Source organism: Nostoc sp., from assembly GCF_036918015.1.
Lineage (GTDB): Bacteria > Cyanobacteriota > Cyanobacteriia > Cyanobacteriales > Nostocaceae > Nostoc.
This window is the reverse complement of the sequence record NZ_JBALEO010000083.1, coordinates 147,430-170,747: the sequence shown is the minus strand read 5'-3', so window position 1 is coordinate 170,747 and position 23,318 is coordinate 147,430. Positions and strand designations below refer to the sequence as shown.

Here is a 23,318-nt window from a genome sequence, read left to right as displayed (position 1 = left end):
CATTGAATACAAGAGCCGACTGAAAGTATAAAAGTTATTCGCAGTCTTTGCAATTGCCCAGGAAAGCTATAGGACTCATATTTTATTTTTGAAATATACGTAGGGTGCGTTATGCCTCTGGCTAACGCACCATCCGAAGGCTTAGGTGCGTTACGCTACGCGATAACACACCCTACACATAAATCACTAAAAATTTATTCACCATTGATGAGCTAGAAAATTTATTATGTCTTTTTTAGATTGGAAAAGTCGATTTGTCAGTAAGTTTAATCGCCGAGATTTCAGGACTAGCCAGTTAAGTTCGCTGATTATATCTAGCATCTTTTTATTTTTAGGAACTACTGGTGGTGTAGTGCAAGTTAAAACAGCACAGAAGTCAAGGTTCACACTACAACTTTTACATACTTCCGACCAAGAAGCAGGTGTCCCAGCGCTGAAAGATGCACCGAACTTTTCGGCGGTGTTGAATGCACTGAAAAATCAGGATGCTAATGGTGATGGCAAACCTGATTATCCTAATACCTTAATCCTTTCATCTGGAGATGCTTATATTCCCAGTCCCTTCTTATTTGCCAGTGACACAGTTTTTGGTGGTCAGGGACGAGGAGATATTTTAATTTTAAATGCTCTTGGGTTTGGTGCGATCGCATTTGGCAATCACGAATTTGACTTAGGTACGGGTGTTGTTGCCGACTTACTCCGTGCTAAACAAGATTACCCAGGTACAAAATTTCCCTATCTCAGCGCGAATCTAGACTTCACCACTGATAAAGAACTGGCAAAATTAGTTACTGCTGATGGACAAGAGGCAAGTAAAATTCCGAATAAAATTGCCCGTAGCACCATCATTACTGTCAATGGTGAAAAAATTGCTGTAGTTGGGGCGACAACTCCCACACTGCGGACTATTTCTTCTCCTGGTGGTGTGACTGTGTTGCCTAAAGAATTTAATGACCGCGATGCCGCAGATATTGTCGCCTTAGCTGCTGAAATTCAAACTTCTGTTGACACGCTGCTGACAAAAAATCCAGAGATTAATAAAGTCATTCTATTGGCACACATGCAGCAAATAGCGATTGAGCAAAAGCTAGCAACATTACTTAAGGGAGTAGATATTATTGTTGCTGGCGGTTCCAATACCTTACTAGCCGACAAAACAGACCGTCTGCGAGTCGGTGATAAATCTGCTGGAACTTATCCAATCATCAAAAAAGCCGCAGATGGAAATCCGATAGCTGTAGTTAATACTGATGGAAACTATCGTTATGTTGGTCGTCTAGTAGTTAACTTTGATGCCAAGGGAGTAATTATTCCTAAAAGTATTGACCCTAAAATCAGCGGTGCTTATGCGACTGATTCTCAAGGGGTAGCAGCTGTAGGTGGAAAACCCGATGCTAAAATTGTCGCCATTACAGAGGCGCTCAAAAAAGTGATTATTGCCCAAGATAGTCAGATTTTTGGGAAAACCAACGTTTTTCTTAACGGCTGGCGGGGTGATGTCCGCACCCAAGAAACCAATTTAGGGAATTTGACAGCCGAAGCTAATTTAGCGATCGCTAAACGATACGATCCTAAAACTGTCATTTCTATCAAAAATGGTGGTGGTATCCGTGACAATATCGGTATCTATACTTTTCCCCCAGGTTCGACTCGTTCGCAAGATGCTATCAAACTGCCACCCCAAGCAAATCCTGTAGCAGGCAAGAAAGAAAAAGAAATTTCCCAACTTGATATCGCCAATGCTTTACGGTTTAACAATAGCTTGACTTTAGTGAATTTGAATGCTAAAGAACTAATAGCAGTGATTGAACACAGTGTAGCAGCCATAGCGCCGGGTGCTACCCCTGGCAGTTTTCCCCAAGTAGCAGGATTAGCCTTTAGCTTTGACCCGGACTTGCCAGCAGGTAAGCGTGTTAAATCCCTGGCTATCAAAGATGGAAAAGGCAAAATTATTGATGTAGTGGTGAAAAATGCAGAGTTAGTGGGTGACTCTAATCGCATCTTCCGCGCTGTCACCCTAAACTTCTTAGCAAATGGTGGTGATGGTTATCCTTTTCCTAAAAGAGAACGGGTTGATTTGATATCAAAAGATACTAAACGTACAGGTTTAGCCACATTTGCTGCTGATGGTTCTGAACAAGATGCATTAGCAGAATACCTGGCTGCTAACTTTAAGCAGATTCCATTTGCTCAGGAGGATGTACCACCTAGCGAAGATACTCGCATTCAAAATCTGAAGCTGCGTAAAGATGTGGTATTTTAAATCAATGGTGAGAATTCCAGTAATTGATTTCACTAATTTTACTAAGGGCAACGCAGCAACTCGGCAAGCTGTCATCAAACAAATCTATGAAGCTTGTCATGAAATTGGCTTCATGTACTTGCAAAATTCGGCAATATCAAAAGACCTAATCGAGGAAGTATTCACTCACAGCAAATCTTTTTTCAATTTACCTTTAGAAGTTAAGCAAAAGCAAGCTTGGAGTGATGAATTTATTAATATGGGTTACGTTGGGATTGAGAGAGAACGTCTAGACCCCAATAAACCAGGCGACTTAAAAGAGGCGTTTAATGTAAACAAACAAGCGGTAGGGATAGATGCTTCTCTTGTTAGCTTCTATGATAGGTGTACAGAATTTGCTAATACGATATTACAAGCTTATGCGTTGGCGTTGGAATTGCCAGAAGATTTTTTTACTATAAAACATAATCAACAAAATCATACCTTGCGACTATTACACTATCCGCCATTGCAGACACCACCGAAACCCGGACAGGTGCGTGCTGGTGAGCATTCCGATTATGGCAGTATTACCTTACTTTTCCAAGATGACGTTGGCGGGTTAGAAGTAAAGAGAGCATCTGGAGAGTGGATTGTCGCGCCTGCAATTCCTGATACTGTAATAGTCAATACTGGCGATTTAATGCAACGGTGGACAAATCATCGATTTTGCTCAACTAAGCATCGAGTGATGATTCCCACTGATAATAGGGTGAACCAATCGCGGTATTCTATGGCTTTTTTCTGTCATCCTAATGATGATACAGAAATTACTTGTTTGGAGAGTTGCCAGAAAGAACAATCACCTATCTATCCCCCTATCCTGGCGGGAGAATATCTTTTAAGCCGTTTACAAGCAACTTATGGTAATTCGTAATTCGTAATACTTCGGCTACGCTCAGTACAAGTTCGTAATTCGTAATTAAGAAAGACATTTAATAATGAAAACCTACGACTGGATTGTGGTTGGCGGCGGAATTACGGGTGCTGCACTCGCTTATGAACTGGCTAAAACTGGCTTTTCTGTACTTTTGTTGGAGCAACACAGCAGACCAGAGAATGCAACTCGCTATAGTTATGGTGGGCTGGCCTATTGGTCGGGTACTACACCACTAACTCGGCTATTGTGCGAAGAAGCGATCGCACGTTACCATATCCTATCTCAAGAGTTAGACGCTGATATTCAATTTCGGGAATTAGATTTATTACTGACTATTTCAGCCCATAACGACCCAGAAACAACTGCGGCATCATATAATGATTGTGCCATTCCACCCCGTTTACTCAGTGTCCAAGAAGCTTGTGAGTTGGAACCGCAGCTAAATCGAGAGGCGATATCTGGGGCTTTAACTGTCAAACACGGTCATATTCATCCAGAAAAAACAGCACAAGCTTACATCCAAGCTTTTAAGCGGGCTGGGGGTGAAATGCAGATTACCCAAGTATTGCAAATATTGCAAGATGGCGTCCAAACCACCAGTGCAACTTTCCACAGCGCTAACGTTGTCGTTTGTGCGGGTGGACTCAGCCGCCAACTTCTCAAATCTGCTGGTGTTTCCATCAAGCTGTATTTTACCCACGCAGAAATCATTGAAACCCCAGCCGTTGATGTCAGATTACGCACCTTAGTTATGCCAGCGAATCAGCAACGGTTTCAACTAGAAGCTGAATCTACTCAAGTTGATGAATTATGGGATGAACTTGGTAATGAGTTAGTACCACCGATTTTAGATGTGGGTGCGATTCAGTTTCAAGATGGTAGTATTCGCATTGGGCAGATTAGCCGTGCGATCGCAGATCCTCATGCCAATGTAAACTCAGAGGTAAGCGAAAAATGGTTGCGAAAAAGTGTTGGTCAAATTTTACCAGCATTGGAGAATTTACCAGGGACTTGGTATCACTGCTTAGTGGCATTTAGTAGCAATCAACTCCCCTTAATTGGTGCTATCCCAGGATTGGAAGGCGTTCATGTTTTCTCCGGGTTTAGCAATCCCCTAGTACTTATACCACCTTTGGCAAATCGCTTTGCTAATTTTGCAACTGGCCAGGAAGATGAAATTATTACACAAATGCTAATCTAAAAGCCCACAGCGAAAAACACAATCAGAGCAAGGATTATCAGGACTAAAGTCCTTACTACAAACTTTAAATTTATTTATGCCTAGATACTTATACCAATTCTGTATGAAGATGCGCTAAACCATATTGAAGTACAAGAAATAAGAAAGAGAAACGAACCGCAAAGGACGCAAAGGACACAAAGAAAGAAAGAAAGAAAGAAAGAAAGAAAGAAAGAAAGAAAGAAGTTAAAAGGGTTTGGCGCAGCCTCACAAAGAAATGGTATTAGCAGTTTTTAACTGTCTAGAATCAAAGATGTTCGTGAAAGAGAAAGGTTTTCTTCTTCCATAACATATTGCATAGATATGAGAATATTTATAAAGTTCACAAAGCTTAATCTTAAAAAGTTTGTTTTTTATTACAAAAACAAGCTTTTTTGTATAAGGCGTCACTTTTTACTAGTAAACTATCGCACTAATATCACACTTTAAAGATTGATATTGTCAGCTTTCTATAAGTTGGCTGATTCATCAACAGGAAAATTCATAAAAAGATGAGAAGACAATTTAACCGACGCAAGTTTATAATCTACGGTTCTTTAACTTTTGGTAGCAGCTTTTTTTTGAAAGCTTGCGCGAATAATTCTCCAACTGCTACAGAGAGTCCAGCCGCACCTCCTACTGCTTCACCAGCGGCGGCGACTGCTGGTGACACTATCAAAGTCGGTATTTTGCACTCTCTGAGTGGTACGATGTCTATTAGTGAAAAAAGCGTTGTTGATGCTGAAAAGTTAGCAATCAAAGAAATTAACGCTGCTGGTGGTGTTTTAGGTAAACAAATTGAAGCAATTACCGAAGATGGTGCTTCTAACTGGGATACTTTTAGAGAAAAAGCAACGAAGCTAATCGATCAAGATAAAGTAGCTGTAGTCTTTGGTTGTTGGACTTCTGCTAGCCGCAAGAACGTTAAGCCAGTATTCGAGAGCAAAAACCACATGCTCTGGTATCCTGTGCAATACGAAGGTCAAGAGTGTTCTAAAAATATTTTCTACACTGGCGCTGCACCAAATCAACAAATTGAACCATCTGTTGATTGGCTGTTAAAAAATAAGGGCAAAGAATTCTTCTTAGTTGGCTCTGACTACGTTTTTCCCCGGACTGCTAATACAATTATTAAAGCTCAACTAGAAGCTTTAGGCGGAAAAACAGTTGGTGAGGATTATTTACCTCTTGGTAATACAGAAGTTACACCAATTATCACTAAAATTAAGCAAAATTTACCCAATGGTGGCGTGATTTACAACACCTTAAATGGTGATAGCAATGTTGCTTTCTTCAAACAATTAAAAGGGGCTGGATTGACACCAGAGAAATATCCCTCTATGTCTGTAAGTATTGCTGAAGAAGAAGTTAAAGCGATTGGTGTAGAGTATCTCAAAGGTCACTATGCAGCTTGGAATTATTTCCAAACAGTAGACACACCTGCTAATAAGAAGTTTGTCGCAGCTTTCAAAAAAGAGTATGGTGAAAATCGGGTGACAAATGACCCAATGGAAGCAGCATACATTGCAGTTTATTTGTGGAAACAAGCAGTCCAAAAAGCTGGTACTACAGATATAGCTAAGGTAAGTGCTGCGGCTTATGGTCAAACTCTAGATGCACCTGAAGGTAAAGTGACAATGGGTGCTAATCATCACATATCCAAAATTGTGCGGATTGGTCAAGTTAGACAAGATGGTTTATTTGATATTGTCTATGCTACTCCGACAGCAGTTGAGCCAGTTCCTTGGAATCAATTTGTGAAGGAAACTAAGGGATTTGCTTGTGATTGGAGTGACCCTGCTAAGGGTGGTAAGTACAAGAAAGTTTAATTCATTAGTCATTAGTCATTAGTCATTTGTCATTAGTCATCGGTTAATAGTTACAAGCAACAAATGACAAAGGATAAAGGACAAAGGACTGATGACTAAAAAAGCTGATAGCTGTTGTGGAGAAATAAGTGTTAGCAGGATTTTTGGAAGCTGTATTTAATGGTATTAGTATTGGCGCTGTATTATTGATTGCCGCGTTGGGATTAGCCATTATATTTGGATTGATGGGCGTCATCAATATGGCGCATGGTGAATTGATGATGTTCGGCGCTTATACAACTTATGTTGTGCAAAATGTTTGCAAACAATTGGGTGGGGTGTGGTTTGAAGTCTATATATTTTTGGCTTTGATTATCGCGTTTATATTCACGGCTGGTGTGGGATTAATTCTAGAAAAAGGTGTGATTCGTTATCTCTATGGACGCCCATTAGAAACTCTATTGGCAACTTGGGGAGTAAGTTTAATTTTTCAGCAGTTTGTCCGCAGTGTGAATTGGGTATTGATAATTGGTCTAGGCCTATTTTCTCTGCTGTTTTTTGGAGGTTTATGGATTTTAAATTCTCGCACAGATTTGGGAAGGGTTCGTAACTGGATTGTGGCGGTGATATTTTTATTATCGCTGGGGGTGACAATTACAACAGGCAATTTATTGAGTCAAACTTATCAGTTAGCAGTAACTCAACCTTGGTTTGGCGCTCAAAATGTAGATGTAACAGCACCGACTTGGTTACAAGCAGGGATATCTTTAGGTGGTGTGCAATTGCCCTTTGCCAGATTATTTATTATTGCTTTAACAATAATCTGTGTAGCAGGAATTTACTTATTTTTACAACGTTCTAGCTGGGGTTTAAGGATTCGGGCTGTGACGCAAAATCGGAGTATGAGCGCTTGTTTGGGTATCCCAACTGAAAAGGTTGATGCGATTACTTTTGCGCTGGGTTCTGGTTTAGCTGGTGTGGCTGGATGTGCGATTAGTTTGCTTGGTTCTGTAGGGCCAAATACGGGACAAAACTATATTATTGATACTTTTATGGTGGTTGTCGTTGGGGGTGTGGGCAATTTAGCCGGGACGATTGTGGCGGCGTTGGGTATTGGTACGGCTAATTTTTTAATTGGTTCTGGTACTTTGGCTTTGTTGTTGACTCCTGTTAAACCTTTGGCTGATTTGTTTACTTTTTTTGCGACGACGAGTATGGCTAAGGTGATGGTGTTTGCGCTGATTATTGTGTTTTTGCAGTGGAAGCCTGGGGGGATTTTTCCGCAAAAGGGACGTACTGTTGATGTTTAACGAACCGCAGAGACGCAAAGGACGCAGAGAATGAGAAGAAAGGGAGGAGGGTTATTAATTGAGGTGGGGGTGGCGATCGCGATCGCACTTTTCCTTATAATTATCATGCCACTGGTGCTGTCGGAGTTTCGCCTGAATTTGTTGGGACGATTTTTGTCGCTGGCGATCGCAGCTTTGGGTATCGATTTGATTTGGGGGTATACTGGTTTATTGAGTTTGGGACATGGTATTTTCTTTGGTTTGGGTGGATATGCGATCGCAATGTACCTGAAACTGCAAGTCCCGACTGGAGAATTGCCTGATTTCATGGGACTTTATGGGGTTACAGAACTTCCCGCCTTTTGGCAACCTTTTTATTCTTTTCCTTTGACAATAGCTTTGGTGGTATTAATTCCAGGGTTATTGGCGGGATTGTTGGGATATTTGGTTTTCCGAAATCGTCTCAAGGGAGTTTATTTTTCCATCTTGACTCAAGCCGGAACTATTGTATTTTTCAACTTCTTTAATGGTCAACAACAATTTTTCAACGGTACGAATGGACTGATAGATTTTACAACTTTGTTTGGGGCAACGGTGAGCGGTGCCAAAACGCAGTTTGTTTTCTACACGCTGACGGTAATATTTCTCACAATCACCTACGGTATTTGTCGCTGGTTGACAACTGGGCGCTTTGGGAGGTTGTTGATAGCGATTCGGGATGATGAAAGTAGGGTAAGATTTTCTGGCTATGACCCTACAGATTTTAAGGTGTTGGTGTTTGCAGTTTCCGGTGCGATCGCAGGTATAGCAGGAGCATTTTACACTATTCAAAGTGGTTCTGTATCACCCAGAGCAATGGATATTGCCTTTTCGATTGAAATGGTGATTTGGGTAGCAGTAGGCGGACGCGCTACTTTAATTGGGGCAATTGTCGGAACTTTGTTAGTAAATTATGCCCGCACTTTTTTAAGCGAACAATTTGCCGAAATCTGGCTATTTTTCCAAGGCGCACTATTTTTGATAGTCGTCACAGTCCTTCCCGACGGTATCGTGGGATGGTTGCGTAGTCAGAATATTTCTCTTTTCCACCGTCATCAAGAAATTGCTACATATCCCACCTTGGAAGAAGACCCGGAAGTGCAACATGAACGCGAAAATATTGGAAACTGAAAACGTAACTGTTAGTTTTGACGGTTTTAAGGCTTTAAATCAGCTTAATTTTAGTATGGATGTGGGTGAATTACGAGTAGTAATTGGCCCTAATGGTGCGGGAAAGACAACATTTCTGGATGTGATTACAGGTAAAGTTCAGCCAACCGTGGGGCGAGTTTTATTCAAAGGAAGAAATCTGCGTTCTTTACCTGAATATAAAATTGCCCGATTGGGAATTGGACGCAAGTTTCAAACACCCCGAATTTACCTGAACTTAACGCCCCGTGAAAATTTAGAAATTACCAGTAACAAGAAGAAAAATGTCTTCTCTACTTTGTTTGAACATTCTAATGCTGTTGAAAAGAATAATATTAAAGGATTATTAGAAACCATCGGTTTAACGCCAAAAGCCGATATCAGAGCAGCTTTACTTTCTCACGGAGAAAAGCAACGTTTAGAAATTGGGATGTTAGTAGCACAGTCACCTGATTTATTACTAGTTGATGAACCAGTTGCTGGTTTAACAGATGAAGAAACATACAACATCGGCGAATTACTTTTAGCATTAGCGCAGAATCATTCAATTTTAGTAATTGAACATGATATGGAATTTGTACGTCAAATTGCCAAGAAAGTAACGGTCTTACATGAAGGTTCGGTGTTGTGCGAAGGAAATTTTGAAGAAGTGCAAAATGACTCTCGTGTAATTGAAGTATATCTGGGAAAACAAGAAGACTAAATTTTTAGCTCTACAAGGCTTAGATATACTATAGTTATAAGCTTAGTGGATGAGGAAATATGAAGTTCAATGTAACGCTTGATCGTGATGAAGATGGTGCATGGATTGTAGAGTGCCCCAGTATTCCGGGTTGTGTTAGTCAAGGTCAGACTAAGGAAGAAGCATTAGAGAATATCAAAGATGCAATAGCTGCCTGCCTACAAGTTCGTGCCGAGCGCGGTTTGCCACTTACCATAGAAACTCACCAAGTAGAGGTTGTGGCTTAGTTATGGCGTCTACTCTTCCTATTCTTAGTGGACGTGAAGTTGTTCGTGTATTTGAGTCATTTGGTTGGGAAGTTGCACGTCAAAGTGGAAGCCATATCATCCTGGTTAAGGAAGGAGAGTTAGCCACACTGTCTGTTCCTGAGCATCGTGAAGTAGCAAAAGGAACGTTGCGAAGTTTGATTCGCACTGCTGGGCTTACAGTCAACGAGTTTGTTTCTGTAATTTGATGCGGAGTGCATCCCAGTTTTTATTTTTCAATAAGATTCTATTCGCCTGGTAATTTTGGTAGGTTTGCGCTGTTAAACACCTGCTCTACTGTTAGCGCCCAATCACCAACTACCACTGATTCCATACAAGTTGCACCTGTAAATATCTTATCCTCATACTGTCCCTCCACCCACTGACAAATTGTAATAAATTTATTGTTTGTAGTAAGGACTTTAGTCCTTATAATCCTTGCTCTGAGCGATAAATCGCTCACTACAAACTAGGAGTTTATTTTATATTTAATTATGTCTATAGGACTAGTATTTGATTTTTGAAATACACGTAGTGGACTGTCTAGGCTAAAATAGTACATTAGACGTAGGTTGGGTGGAGCGGAGCGCAACCCAACATATATCAGGATGTTGGGTTACGCAAAGCCTCCACCCAACCCAATACTGCACGCTTTGTGCATTTTTAACTCGGAATTGGGTTTTGGGAAAAGGTTAAAGGGTAAAGGTTAAAGATTTTTTCTTTCCCCTTTCCCTTTTCCCCAAAACCCGACAAGTATTGCCACCCAACCTACAATTTTTTTGCAACTTATCCCTGTTTTGTCACTCTCGGAAAACAATAATAGAAGCAAGTTTCCGAAACTTTTATTGAGTCAAGCTTTGAGCCTTTATTTTCTAACAGCAACTCAAGTTTGTAGCTAAAACCTGAAAATTAAAGCTCTGAAAGGCTTTCAGTGATTGGATTCTCCCAAAGTGATAAAAGAGGGTTATTATCCTATATCCTATTATCAAAACTTGATTATTCAGTGGATAAGAATTTGTCAAAGCCAGTTACCAACTAAAACATAGGGTGCCCAGTAACCAGGACGACTGTAATTGGGATAATCTTTTAACAACTTTACTTGGGCACGACGCAAGGCTTCAGCTTTTGTCACCTCATTTTTAACTAACTCACGATAAAATTCACCGATTAAGATCGCAGTAGATTTATCACTGATATGCCATAGTGAAGCCAAGGTACTACGGGCACCGGCTTTCACGGATGCTCCTGCTAGCCCTAGCGTGGCGCGATTGTCACCAGTAGCGGTTTGGCAAGCACTTAACACCAGCATTTCCAAGGCTTCTGAGCGAGTTTGATCTCGACGGCGCAGTAGGCTATCAAATTGCGTAACGTTGATCGGCCCATCATCTGCAAGTATAAAAGTATTCTCAACACTGGAGCTAAATTGACCGTGAGTTGCCAGATGTAATACATTAAATGGTACAGTATTTACCTTACTCTCTAGGTTTTTGCTGTTGAAGTCTCGATCTAGTAACTGGGTGGTAGAGGCGATCGCTTGGGAAATAGAGTCGAATTCTGCTTTAATTTCTGGTAGCGGTGGAAACTGCTGTTGAAAGCCTTGTGGTGGTTGCACTAACCCGGCAGCTAGGACATTGAGTTTTGTTTGTGCCAAGGGTTTGAGTGCGAGTAACTGGAGTCCTAAGCTGAGTGCTACAGCGTATTTTTCTACCAGATATTGCTGACCGTCATACAATATGGCCATTGGCACATTTCGCAATATTCCATCCAGTACAAATACAAGGGTTTTGACTCCACTATCTTTTAAATCTGACTCAATTTCTTTGATTAACCACCCATAGACTTCCTGTGATAACGCTTGCACTTCCTCATTGCGATCGGGTTCTAATAGATACTCTCTGAGTTGTTTTATAGTACCTTCTACCTGATTCTGTGACTTGTTTACTGTATAATTACGCAGTGGTTGTTTAGGAATTTTGACAATTACTTGCAGTTGATCGGGCAGAATAATTGGATAAATAATTGCGGCTGTGGGATTATCTTTATCTACCACTGTGTCAAGCAAAACAGTTTTAGCATTAATGCAAGCTTCCCGGAAAAAGTCGTCTAATTCCGCTAGTTGCAGTGCTTCAATCCTCTGTCTAGCTTTGTCTAGGATTGGTTCGCTGGGATGAGTTTGCTGAAACTGCAACAATAATTCTACGGACTCTCGATATACAGGTTCTACACTTTCTTTAAAGGAAAACTGGACATCTCGATTCACAACTACTAAGTCACTACGGAGAGTCTGCAACTCACCGATCGCAGTATCATAGCTGGCAATAGCACCCTCAATCTCTTTTTGCTGTTTTAACAAGCGTCCCAACTGCCAATGCCAACGATAAGCGATATCTGGGGCGTTGATTGTTTGGGCTATGTTCAGTGCCTCTTGGGTGAGGTTCTGGGCTATTGACCATTGTTTTGTTTGTTCGTATACACTGCCCAGAGTCCCAAGGGCAAAGCTCTCGGCTCGTTTATCTGCCAAATTTTGAGCTTGTTGCAGGGCCCTCGCGCAGATTTGAGCGATCGCTTGGGGTGTAGTTCCGAATTTCATCAAGCTTTGAGCTAGATTAATCTGCGCATAAATAGTTGTCACAGAAGCAGGTAGTTGTGTCAGTTGAGTTTGGATTTGCGGCAATAGTGTCTGCACGGCGGCTGTTTGTCCCGTGTTCACTAGTAAGTTCAACTGATTAACTTGAGCCTGAACTTTGCTAATCGGGTTAGGAGCGATCGCAGCAGCTTGCTGATAAAACTGTATTGCACCCTTAAAATCTTGCTGTACTTGTGCCGTGTTGCCTAAACTGAATAAAGCCGCGCTCACATCTTGAGGAGAATCCAATTTTTGGGCAATTGACAAACTTTGCTGTAATACCTGACGAGATTGATTCAAATCTCCGGCTAATTGCAGAGCATTCCCAAAAGACCGTAATTCTACTGTTTTACTGACTGAATTAGGTTTTGATTGTAACTCCTGCTGCAATTGAGTCAAGATTGTCAAACCCCGACGGTAAAATCCCAAAACTTGCCATGCTTGTGCTTGATTGATGCGATCGCGGATAATGCCATTGCGATCGCCTAATTGCTTATAGCTGGCTTCCGCACGTTGCCAGGTGTTAAGTGCTTGTTCAGCTTGTCCCAAGTCTAGTTGAATACTACCTTGAATATCTAGAATTGGAGCCAAAACCTGAAGATTTTGGGCAGGAGAGGATTTTTCGAGCAACTTCAAGCTATCCGTAATTGCCTGTTGCGCTGGTGGCAAATTACCCAGCTTTTGATATGCCAACGCCAAATTACTTAATGCCACAGCTTGCTGCAATTCATTGCCTTGGCTGCCAAAACTTTTAACTGCTTGTTGCAAAACTCTAACCGCTTCTGCAAATTTTCCTGCCTCATACAGCAGTTTACCCTGTTGCAGCAAGTCTTGTGTTTGTGCAGGAGGATTTTGGATTGACACTCCAAGAGTTACGATATTTTGTGTCTCTATAGTTGCAGCAACAGGAAAAGCAATAACGCACAAAAAAGCTGTCACCAGAACCAAGAGTATGAAAACAGGCAACTTATGGATTTTAAAGGGATGAATCAACCATATATTAAATCCGTCACATATCCGTTGCCACTGATTGTTTTTATGAATCTTGGGTTTCATCAGAATTCCTCCCTTGAATCTTGGAGTAATGAATTATTGACCACAAGACATGACAGAGGGAATAAAAGAACTTTGCACAAATGGAGCCACAAGCATAATATCACCGTTACCATCAACAATCCATCCTTGAGCCTCCACAATCTAATTAACCTGAGTTTGGGATAAGAAAAAGGACAGGTAGTAAGCTGAAAATAACAACAAATCCAGTAACCTGTCCTATGTTTAGTTTAGATGCTTTGTTTTGTCATGTAGATGATTTCTATAAAGCGTTTTGTCGTTATTAAACCAAAACGATGTCAACACTAGGAAGAAATCCGCTCCCTAAGTTGGTTTGGAGAGAGGCAAATTGAACCGATCCGATCGCATCAAACGGAGATTTATCAAAAGACAAAGCACCTGTGCTGTTGTTATAACTAAACTGACTGGTAGAACTCGCACCAAATCCAAATTTAGAAATCTGAATTTTATCTCCTTCAAAGTACTTAAAGTCTGCAATGTAATCAATTCCATCAGACAGAGAGTCGAAGACAAATTTATCGGCTCCACTTCCTCCCACAAGGTAATCGTTGTCTGTACGACCATTTAAAATATCATTGCCGTCTCCTCCGTAGAGAGAGTCGTTACCACTGCCGCCATTAAGATAGTCATCGAAAGCCCCAGCATCCAAGATATCATTGCCACCATTGCCGTATAGGGTGTCAGTGGTATTGTTGAAGGTAAAATTATCAACTCCGTTACTGCCATTGAAGGAAACTTTTTCGATGTTATTGAAGGAAAAGCTGTACGGATCGCTGACATTAAAGTAGTCGACTACGAGTAAATCAATCCCCGTGCCGCCATCTATATAATCATTAACTCCAGATCCAGGATTAAGGGTATCGTTACCATCGCCTCCGTAGATAGAGTCACTTCCACTGCCGCCATTAAGATAATCATCGAAAGCCCCAGCATCCAAGATATCGTTGCCACCATTACCGTATAGGGTATCAGTGGTATTGTTGAAGGTAAAATTATCAACTCCGTTACTGCCATTGAAGGAAATTTTTTCGATATTATTGAAGGAAAAGCTGTAGGGACTGCTGACATTAGAGTAGTCGGCTACGAGTAAATCAACCCCCGTGCCGCCATCTATATAATCATTAAGTCCAGACCCAGGATTAAGGGTATCGTTTCCTCCAAACCCAAAGATACTATCAGTAAAAATACTACCGATAATATTGTCATTTCCGTTAGTTCCACTATAGGTTGGCATTTTAATTATTCCTCTGAGTAGTAAAAGTAAAAGGTTTTAGTTTTTTGGTTTCAGCAAGGTCTATCTAGGGTGATATTTCATCACACAGAGACGCAATCGGAAGTCCGGTTTTAGCTCGACTTTATCGGTTTTGTTGCTAATAAGATATCTGCAACAAAACGCTAAATAAGGTCTACACTATCCTTGAAACCTTTAAGGGAAGTTAGTTTTACTTAAAAAGCATTTTCCCAAGAGCCAGGGTTTTTGCTGAATAAAGTTGAGCTAAGTGAATCTCCCTGCTGAACTTATATACGATGAGTTTTATTTTTTATGCACCCCAAGCAGAAATTTTGTATTATCGGTCGATAGACTTCTTGCACAAGTAGGGAAATGGTATAAGAAAAAACCCTTTTCCCAAACCACCGCAGAAGTTGTTGGCACAGTGATGACAGTATTGCCTCTGCCTCCTTTGACAGGTGTAAGTAGGTAGGCATAAAAAACCAAACTATGTGAAGATAATACCAATTAGAAAAAAGAATGCGACAAATAGACCATTTGTAGAGACGCGATTCATCGCGTCTTTACGCAAAGATGTGTTGCAATCATTAATTGAATTGGTACAAGTAAATACGGAGAATATATCTGCCGAGGTAACTAAAATATATGAGCGATCGTTTAAGAGTATTCCTGAGTTCGGAATTCCTCCCTTGAATTTTGGAGTAACGAATTATTGACTACAAGACATGGCAGAGGGAATAAAAGAACTTTGCACAGATTGAGCCACAAGCATAATATTACCGTTACCATCAACGATCCATCCTTGAGCCTCCACAATCGGATCGGTAGATTTGGTCATAGATGCAGTAGATGATTTATCCGCGATGGCTGTTGCTTGTGCGGGCAAATCTACCCAACCAGTAATCACTGCTCGTCCTCGCAACGGTTCATTAGGGCTTTGGGGTAATCCACCGCGTCCGGTAGCGATAAAACGACTGGCATTTTGTCCTCTTCTAGCAGTGCAACCTTGAGCAATTTGTCGGGATGCATCCACGAGGTTGGAGGGTAGTTGAGTTAATCCGCGACTAGGGTCAGTATCAGGACTGTTGATAGTTACTTCCCCGCTCACCCCCAATTCCGAACTCGCTGTAATGTCGCTCTTTTCGGTTAGGCGTTTTTGCGGCAGAATACCGAAAATACCGTTTGTTGTAATGTCAACTCTACCACCAGTTCCCGTAAAGGCGTTAGCGCTGATATCGCTATTTTCTTTGGGAACAGCGACAATGAAAGGGCTATTAATGGTGATGTTACCGCCATTGCCACCGAATTCGCTACTGCCGGCAGTGGTAGAAATTTGACTATGATTGCGTAGTAATAATAAGTCTTGCAACTTCAGGGTAATATTACCACCATTCCCCGCTCTGGTTATGGCGGCGATCGCTCCTTGATTATTCAGGCTCAGAGAACGAGCTTGGATCTCAAGATCGCCTGCCGTCCCCGCTCCGGTACTACTGACAGTGACTTCACCTCCATCCCGAACACTCATCTGCTCAGTTTCAATCTTTAAACTTCCCCCACTACCAGTACCTTCTGACGTCACCGCAGCGCTGATTTGGCTGTTAAAGTTACCATTTGGTGATTTCCCAACAACTTCCACAGATTTCGACGCATGAATTCGCAATCTACCTGCATTGCCCACTCCAGCAGTGCCAACCGATATTATTGCACCACCTCTCACACTCAAGCGATCGGTTTCAATTGTTAAATCGCCACCATTGCCTCTGGGTGGAATAACTGTTTCGTCTGCGTCTAGTTCAATACCTGCATTGATCCCTGTAGCAAAGAGGTTATCAACAGGTGTATCAAATACCTCTACTTCAGAAGCCCGAATAGTGAGATTACCAGCGTCGCCTTGACCAAAAGTAGCGACTTGCACTTTGCCTCCATGACTGACACTCAAGCGTTTTGTCTCAATAGTCAAGTTGCCACCGCGACCCTCACCTCTAGGGTTTACCTGAGCGAATAAGCCAGCAGGATTTTCAATATTAGATGTAAACGATTTGATTTTTCCACTGATTTCCACTGACTCGGCAGCGTGAATAGTCAAATTTCCTGCAAACCCTTTACGGTAAACACTGCTTCCCACTTGACTATCAATGATATTCATCGTGACAGTTTCAATGTTTATATTGCCAGCATTCCCTTGTCCAAAAGTACTGGCAGATAGTTGTCCTTCTCGGACAATCAACTGATTGGTATTAATTGCCAAATCTCCTGCTGTTCCTGTACTCAATGTTTGAGTCAACAAGCTGCTGGGAAAGGGAAATAGACTATTACTATTAATAGCAGATCCTATCAGTTTAACTGATTGCGAGGCATTTACCGTCAAACTTCCTCCAGCGCCACTACCGCTAGTTCGAGATGAAATAGCTGCTCCATCTTGGATTAACAACTGATTGGTATTAATCGTAATCTTTCCTGCGGGCCCAGTGGTATAAGCGTTAGAACTTATTTTGCTAGGATACCATCTATTAGGAAACTGTGGAAGAATAGCAGTACCGACTAGCTGCACTGATTCGGCATTTACTGTTATACTCCCTCCAACCCCTTTACCTTCGTTATCAGTTGTGATTCCGGCTCCGTTTTGGATGAGTAACTGTCTAGTGTTAATCGTGATGTCTCCGGCGTCTCCCACTCCATTAGATGCAGCAAATATACCAGTAGAGCCTAAATTGGGATTATCTGGAATGCCAATTAGTTGTACTGATTCTGAGGCATTCACGGTCAAATTTCCTGCCACACCTGCATTTGTTGTACTAGATGAAATTTTTCCTCCTGCTAAGAGTTGTAACTGTCTGGTGTTAATTGTCAGGCTTCCTGCATCTCCTGCCCCAAAAGTTTCAGCAAATAAACCACTACGAATTCCAGTAGGTGATTCTCCAACGACTTGCACTGATTCGGAAGCATTTACACTCAATCCTTTTCCAGGTAATGCTCCTAAAGTGCTGGCTTCAATCTGGGAACCTCCATTGACTGTAACTCCTTTACCCCACACCTGAATAGCGCCGCCACCTTCGCCACTGGTACTGACCAAGGCTTGATTACTGAGTGAGATATCGGCTTTAGCTACATTATCAGGAACAATCAAACTCAAATTATTACCATCCACATTCAGTCCGACTGTCCCCTCACCTGCAATTCCTGCCAATTCCACTCGCCCACCCGGAGCATTCAATTTACCTTCGTTGATGGCAATTTCTCCACCCACTAATAGCAAACTCCGACCATCTGGCACTCGTAGACCAAAGATATTATCTTCTACTGGTGCAATTGACCTGTTTTCAATTCTGCCAGCCGGAAGTTGATTGAATAGCAAAGCGGAAGGATTAACTGTTAGTAACGAAGAAGGAGTCTGAGGATTAGTTGCACTAAATTCCAACCCATTGCCAAACACAAAAGAATTCGCCGTACTTGCTACAAAGGAACCCGCTACATCCAGCCGTGCATTGTTCCCAAATAAAATGCCATTAGGATTGATCAAAAACAAATTTGCGCCACCATCTACCCCTAAAGTGCCGAGAATATTGGAGACGTTACTTCCCGTCACCCGTGTGAGAATATTGGAGATTCCTGTGGGATTGGCAAAATAAACACGCTGCAACTCTCCCACATTGAATTCCTGGAAACTATGGAACAGGTTTGCACCGCGAGTTGCACCACCATCAATGCGGTCAGCCGGAAGTCCTTTAATATTGACATTGGGAGTGATTCTTGAAGAGTTATTACCCAATGTTCCATCAGGCGTAATCTGAGCTAACGCGTGATTTTCAGCACAAAATATGCCATGAGCAAGCACTCCAATAATGCCAAAAACTTCTAATAAATCTGAGTGCCAATTCCTATCTTTACAGGTTCTCATATCAGAACCAGCCTCGCTTGCTCATTTCCTACCTGTGAATATGCAATTTTCTTACGCCACAGCTTTGAGCCACATCTTCAAGGATTTTCAGCTAGCCGTATTGATAAATTTTTCTACAATTAATTTCAGCAGATATTTTAACTAGATAAAAGTAAACTTTTTAAAACTTAAAATTAGGTAATGCATCTGATTGTTTTGATCGCTCTTGGGTTTCATCGTAATTCCTGCCCTGACTCCTGGAGTAACGAATTATTGACTACAGGAAATAGCAGAGGGAATAGAAGAACTTTGCACAGATTGAGCCACAAGCATAATATTACCATTAGCATCGACAATCCATCCTTGAGCCTCCACAATCGGATCGGTAGATTTGGTCATAGATGCAGTAGGTAATTTATCCGTGATGGCTGTTACTTCTGTGGGCAAATCTACCCAACCAGTAATTACTGCTCGTCCTCGCAACGGTTCATTAGGACTTTGGGGTAATCCACCGCGTCCTGTAGAGATAAAACGACTGGCGTTTTGTCGTCTTCTGGGAGTGCAACCTTGAGCGATTTGTTGGGATGCATCCACGAGGTTAGAGGGTAGTTGAATTAAGCCGCGACTAGGGTCAGTATCTGGACTGTTGATAGTTACTTGCCCACTCACTCCCAATTCCGAACTCGCTGTAATGTCGCTGTTTTCGGTTGGACTTTTTTGCCGGACAATACCGAAAATACCGTTTGTTGTAATGTCAACTCTACCACCAATCCCTGTAAAGGCGTTAGCGCTGATATCGCTATTTTCTTCGGGGACGGCGACAATGAAAGGGCTATTGATGGTGATGTTGCCGCCATCGCCACCGAATTCGCGATTCCCGGCAGTGGTGGAGATTTGACTGTTGCGACGGAGTAGTAGCAGATCCTGTACTGTTAGCGCAATATCTCCACCTTGACTGCTGTTTGCTATTGCCGAGAGGAAAGCCTTATTGTCGAGGGTAAGAAAGCCTGCTTGTACCTGTAAGTTGCCACTCTTCCCGGTTCCTTGGCTATCTACGGCGATACCCCCACCATCTGCGATCGCTAACCGCATCGGGTCAATGAAGATACTACCACCATTTCCACTAGAGCCAGTCGCGGTGTTGGCAAACAACCCTGCTTCTGGGCGAACAGGATCAATTGTAGCCTTGGCTTGCTCCTCACCAAAGACTTTAGCAACAGAGTTAAAGCGATCGCTGAAGGTGGAATCACTGCCTGAAATAGTGATCCGGTCTTTAACTTTGACGGCGATGTTACCTGCATCGCCGCTGTTGAAGGCAGTGGTAAGAAATTGCCCACCATTTGTTACTTCAAGCACATTAGCATTAACAGTGATATTACCACCCTTGGAGCCGCTTTGGCTGCGGGCGCTCAAAACCGCCCCATCTGATACACGTAAAATACCAGTAGTAACGCCCAGTTCACCACCTTGTCCAGTGGCTCCTTTGTTGGTGGTCGTAAACAACCCACTAGAGAATCCGCCTGCACGACCATCTTCAAGGATTGGGAACGAAGCAACTCCAGAGAGTTCAACAGAATCTGTTGCATTGACCAAAATATTTCCTGCATTTCCCCGCCCTTCAGTGCTAGCTGCTAGTTCAGCGCCACCCGTTACAGAAAAAGACCGGGATGAGATGTCGATATCACCACCCTTGCCTACTCCTCCACGATTTACATTACTGAAGATACCAGTGCCACTACCTGCCAGATAAACCGAATCTTTAGTTTGCACAAATACGTTACCAGCATTCCCCTGTCCACGAGTACTCGAAATTAGTGCAGCGCCATTGGTCAAAAAGAGTGAGCCAGTGGTAATATCGATCTCGCCACCCTTGCCTACCGCTTCAGAAGATACATTACTGAGGATACCAGTGCCACTGCCTGCTAGATAAACTGAATCTTTCGCTTGGACAAATACGCTACCAGCATTTCCCTGCCCACTAGTACTAGTTTCCAGTTGAGCACCATTGGTCAAGGAGAGTGAACCAGCAGTAATATTGATATTGCCACCCTTGCCATTGCCCAAAATTCCTTGATCTGGTACCAATCCCAAACCCAAAAATCCGAAAGCCTCGAAGAACTGGCTAGCTGAGAACCCTCCCACTCCGCTGTAAACGCTGCTTGGTACAGGGATACCACTTATTTCCCCCACACCGTCCAATAAAACTGCACCGTCAGCTTTAATAGTTACGTTTCCTGCATTCCCCTGTCCACCAGTGAAGGTATTCAATTGAGCGCCATTGGTTAGAGAAAATGAACCTGCGGTGATATTGATGTCGCCACCATTGCCAATGCCCACACTTCCTAGAGTTGCTACTGGTATCACCCCGCTGTAAGCCCCGCTAGCTATAGGAAAGCCATCTATTACCCGCACACCGTCCAATAAAACTGCACCATCAGCTTTAATCATCACATTTCCTGCATTCCCCTGTCCAAGAGTGGCAGTAAATAGAGCAGCGCCATCAGTTAAGGAAAGGGAGTCGGCGGTGATATTGATGTCGCCCCCCGTTCCTACTCCTATAACATTGCTAGAGATGTAGCTGCCACTCGCAAGGGAGACTCTACCCGATGCCTGTACAAATACGCTGCCTGCATTCCCTTTTCCAAAGATGCTGGTAACTAGAGCAGCTCCATCAGTTAAGGAAAATGTCTTAGCTTTAATATTGATATCGCCACCATTGCCGGCTGCCCCACTATCTACACTGTTAAGCATGTTGCTATTTGTGAGAGAAACCAAGTCCGACGCTTGCACAAAAATGCTGCCACCATTCCCCTGTCCAGAGGTGCCGGCATTCAGAGAAGCGCCATTAGTTAAGGAGAGTGACCCAGCGGTGATATTGATGTCGCCACCATTGCTGCCGACTACTTCTTTTGCTACATTGCTGCCAATAAAGCTATTATTTGCAAGGGAGACTCTACCCGAAGCTTGCACAAAAATGTTACCGGCATTCCCCTGCCCATCTGTGCTGGCAAACAGGTTAGCGCCATCACTTAGAGAAAGCGCCCCAGTAGTAATATTAATATCACCACCATTGCCGACCGCTTCATTTTGTACAGGGCTGCCAATGATGCTATTGATGAGAGAAACCGAGTCAGAGGCTTGCACAAATATGTTACCTGCATTCCCCCGTCCAAGGGTACTAGAAATTAGGTTGCCATCAGTTAAGGAAAGTGTCTTAGCTTTAATATTGATATCGCCACCCAGTCCTTCCGCTTCATTTCCTACAGCACTGAGGATGTTGCTATTTGCGAGTGAAACCGAGTCAGACGCCTGCACAAATATGCTGCCAGCATTCCCCTCTCCATATATACTGGCATCCAGTTTAGCGCCATTGGTTAAAGACAGCGACCCGGTGGTGATATTGATGTCACCCGCATTGCCTATCGCTCCGTTGTCCACATAGGTGTAAACTGCACTAACACGTCCGTTATTCACACCATCAATAGTGACAGCATCACGGACATCAATATTCACATTGCCAGCATCGCCACGCCCAGCAGGGGGATCAGAAGTTCCCCGAACGAAGGTTAGCAGTTGAGCACCATTGGTCAAAGACAGCGACCCGGCAGTGATATTGATGTCGCCACCCGCTCCGACTGCTCCTGTTTCTACAGTGCTGTAGATGTAACTATTCACCAAAGAGACAGAACCTGATGCCTGCACAAATACGCTGCCAGCATTCCCCTTGCCAAAAGTGCCGCTCTCTAGATAACTCCCATTGCTAAGAAAAAGTGACTCAGCATTAATACGAATACTACCACTGTTACCAGATGCATTATATACTGAATCCCATATTGAACTTGCATCAACTTTGATTGCTCCCGTTACGTTGAGTGTAATATCTCCTGCCTGACTATCCACAGATCCTAAAGACGGTCGTATTCCTCCCACAAGCTCGCTCATTCCACCAATATTTAGATTTCGCCCGTAGATGGCAATGTTGCCGCCATCTCCAGCAGCGACATCTAATCTAGCTGCGTTAGTAACAGACACATCTGTTCGCTCTACTCCGTCAGGAAAACTCAGACTTAGATTATTACCATCTATATTTAGTCCAACTGTTCCCGCTGCTGCTAATCCTCCTAACTCCACCCGCCCACCAAAGGCATTTAACCTCCCGCCATCAATGCTGATATCGCCACCAACTAACAGCAAACTTTTACCATCTCCTACTCGTAAACCAGATGCATTAAAACCTGTGGGATCTATTCCTGCTGGTGCGACTGAGTTGTTTTGAATCGGTGCAGCAGTAATTTGATTGAATAGCAAAGCGGAAGGATTAACTGTTAGTAACGAAGAAGGATTCTGAGGATTTGTTGCACTAAATTCCAACCCATTGCCAAACACAAAAGAATTCGCCGTACTTGCTACAAAGGAACCCGCTACATCTAGGCGTGCATTATCCCCAAATAAAATCCCATTGGGATTGATAAAAAACAAATTTGCGCCACCATCTACCCCCAATGTGCCGAGAATATTCGAGACGTTACTTCCCGTTACCCGTGTGAGAATATTTTTAATTCCCGTGGGATTGGCAAAATAAACTCGCTGAGATTTTTCGACATTGAATTCACGAAAACTATGGAACAGGTTTGCACCGCGAGTTGCTCCACCATCAATGCGATCAGCCGGAAGTCCTTTAATATTAACATTGGGAGTGATTTTTGAAGAGTTATTACCCAATGTTCCATCAGGGGGAATCTGGGCTAAGGCGTGATTTTCAGAACAAAATATGACATGAGCAAGCACTCCAATAATGCCAAAAACTTCTAATAAATCTGAGTGCCAATTTCTATTTTTACAGGTAGTCATATCAGAA

The 23,318-nt window shown here is 42.6% G+C and carries 13 protein-coding genes; 9 read left to right on the top strand and 4 right to left on the bottom strand.

What is annotated here, in order from left to right; translation table 11 throughout:
- Positions 1-226 precede the first annotated feature (226 nt).
- The 9 genes from V7K61_RS24755 (at position 227) to V7K61_RS24715 (ending at position 9,861) form a co-directional block, all read left to right on the top strand.
- The gene (locus tag V7K61_RS24755; RefSeq protein WP_335057413.1) at positions 227-2,263 is read left to right on the top strand and encodes a bifunctional metallophosphatase/5'-nucleotidase; all 2,037 of its coding nucleotides are present in this window, start codon (positions 227-229) and stop codon (positions 2,261-2,263) included.
- A gap of 4 nt (positions 2,264-2,267) precedes the next feature.
- On the top strand, positions 2,268-3,158 hold the full coding sequence (locus tag V7K61_RS24750; RefSeq protein WP_335057412.1) for an isopenicillin N synthase family dioxygenase: 891 nt from the start codon (positions 2,268-2,270) through the stop codon (positions 3,156-3,158).
- Between the two features lie 64 nt (positions 3,159-3,222).
- Positions 3,223-4,362: an NAD(P)/FAD-dependent oxidoreductase gene (locus tag V7K61_RS24745; protein WP_335057410.1), complete on the top strand. Its 1,140-nt coding sequence runs from the start codon at positions 3,223-3,225 to the stop codon at positions 4,360-4,362.
- A gap of 530 nt (positions 4,363-4,892) precedes the next feature.
- Positions 4,893-6,209: an urea ABC transporter substrate-binding protein gene (gene urtA, locus V7K61_RS24740; protein ID WP_335057408.1), complete on the top strand. Its 1,317-nt coding sequence runs from the start codon at positions 4,893-4,895 to the stop codon at positions 6,207-6,209.
- Positions 6,210-6,337: 128 nt separating this feature from the next.
- Positions 6,338-7,498: an urea ABC transporter permease subunit UrtB gene (urtB, locus tag V7K61_RS24735; RefSeq protein ID WP_335057406.1), complete on the top strand. Its 1,161-nt coding sequence runs from the start codon at positions 6,338-6,340 to the stop codon at positions 7,496-7,498.
- Positions 7,499-7,528: 30 nt separating this feature from the next.
- On the top strand, positions 7,529-8,647 hold the full coding sequence (urtC, locus tag V7K61_RS24730) for an urea ABC transporter permease subunit UrtC (RefSeq protein WP_335057404.1): 1,119 nt from the start codon (positions 7,529-7,531) through the stop codon (positions 8,645-8,647).
- On the top strand, positions 8,622-9,368 hold the full coding sequence (gene urtD / locus V7K61_RS24725) for an urea ABC transporter ATP-binding protein UrtD (protein WP_335057402.1): 747 nt from the start codon (positions 8,622-8,624) through the stop codon (positions 9,366-9,368). The genes urtC and urtD overlap by 26 nt, the downstream gene beginning before the upstream one ends.
- 59 nt (positions 9,369-9,427) lie before the next feature.
- Entirely contained in the window at positions 9,428-9,634 is a 207-nt protein-coding gene (locus V7K61_RS24720) for a type II toxin-antitoxin system HicB family antitoxin (RefSeq protein WP_073550950.1), read from the top strand.
- A gap of 2 nt (positions 9,635-9,636) precedes the next feature.
- On the top strand, positions 9,637-9,861 hold the full coding sequence (locus V7K61_RS24715) for a type II toxin-antitoxin system HicA family toxin (RefSeq protein WP_335057397.1): 225 nt from the start codon (positions 9,637-9,639) through the stop codon (positions 9,859-9,861).
- Between the two features lie 809 nt (positions 9,862-10,670).
- Here V7K61_RS24715 and V7K61_RS24710 read toward each other — a convergent pair.
- The 4 genes from V7K61_RS24710 to V7K61_RS24695 all read right to left on the bottom strand — a co-directional run bounded on the left by V7K61_RS24710 (position 10,671) and on the right by V7K61_RS24695 (position 23,311).
- Positions 10,671-13,334 carry a CHAT domain-containing protein gene (locus tag V7K61_RS24710; protein WP_335057395.1) on the bottom strand — a complete coding sequence of 888 codons (2,664 nt, stop codon included), beginning with the start codon at positions 13,332-13,334 and terminating at the stop codon, positions 10,671-10,673.
- Positions 13,335-13,614: 280 nt separating this feature from the next.
- Entirely contained in the window at positions 13,615-14,586 is a 972-nt protein-coding gene (locus V7K61_RS24705; protein ID WP_335057393.1) for a calcium-binding protein, read from the bottom strand.
- 706 nt (positions 14,587-15,292) lie between these two features.
- Entirely contained in the window at positions 15,293-18,481 is a 3,189-nt protein-coding gene (locus V7K61_RS24700; protein WP_335057391.1) for an S-layer family protein, read from the bottom strand.
- Positions 18,482-18,730: 249 nt separating this feature from the next.
- Positions 18,731-23,311: a two-partner secretion domain-containing protein gene (locus V7K61_RS24695; RefSeq protein ID WP_335057389.1), complete on the bottom strand. Its 4,581-nt coding sequence runs from the start codon at positions 23,309-23,311 to the stop codon at positions 18,731-18,733.
- Positions 23,312-23,318: the final 7 nt, after the last annotated feature.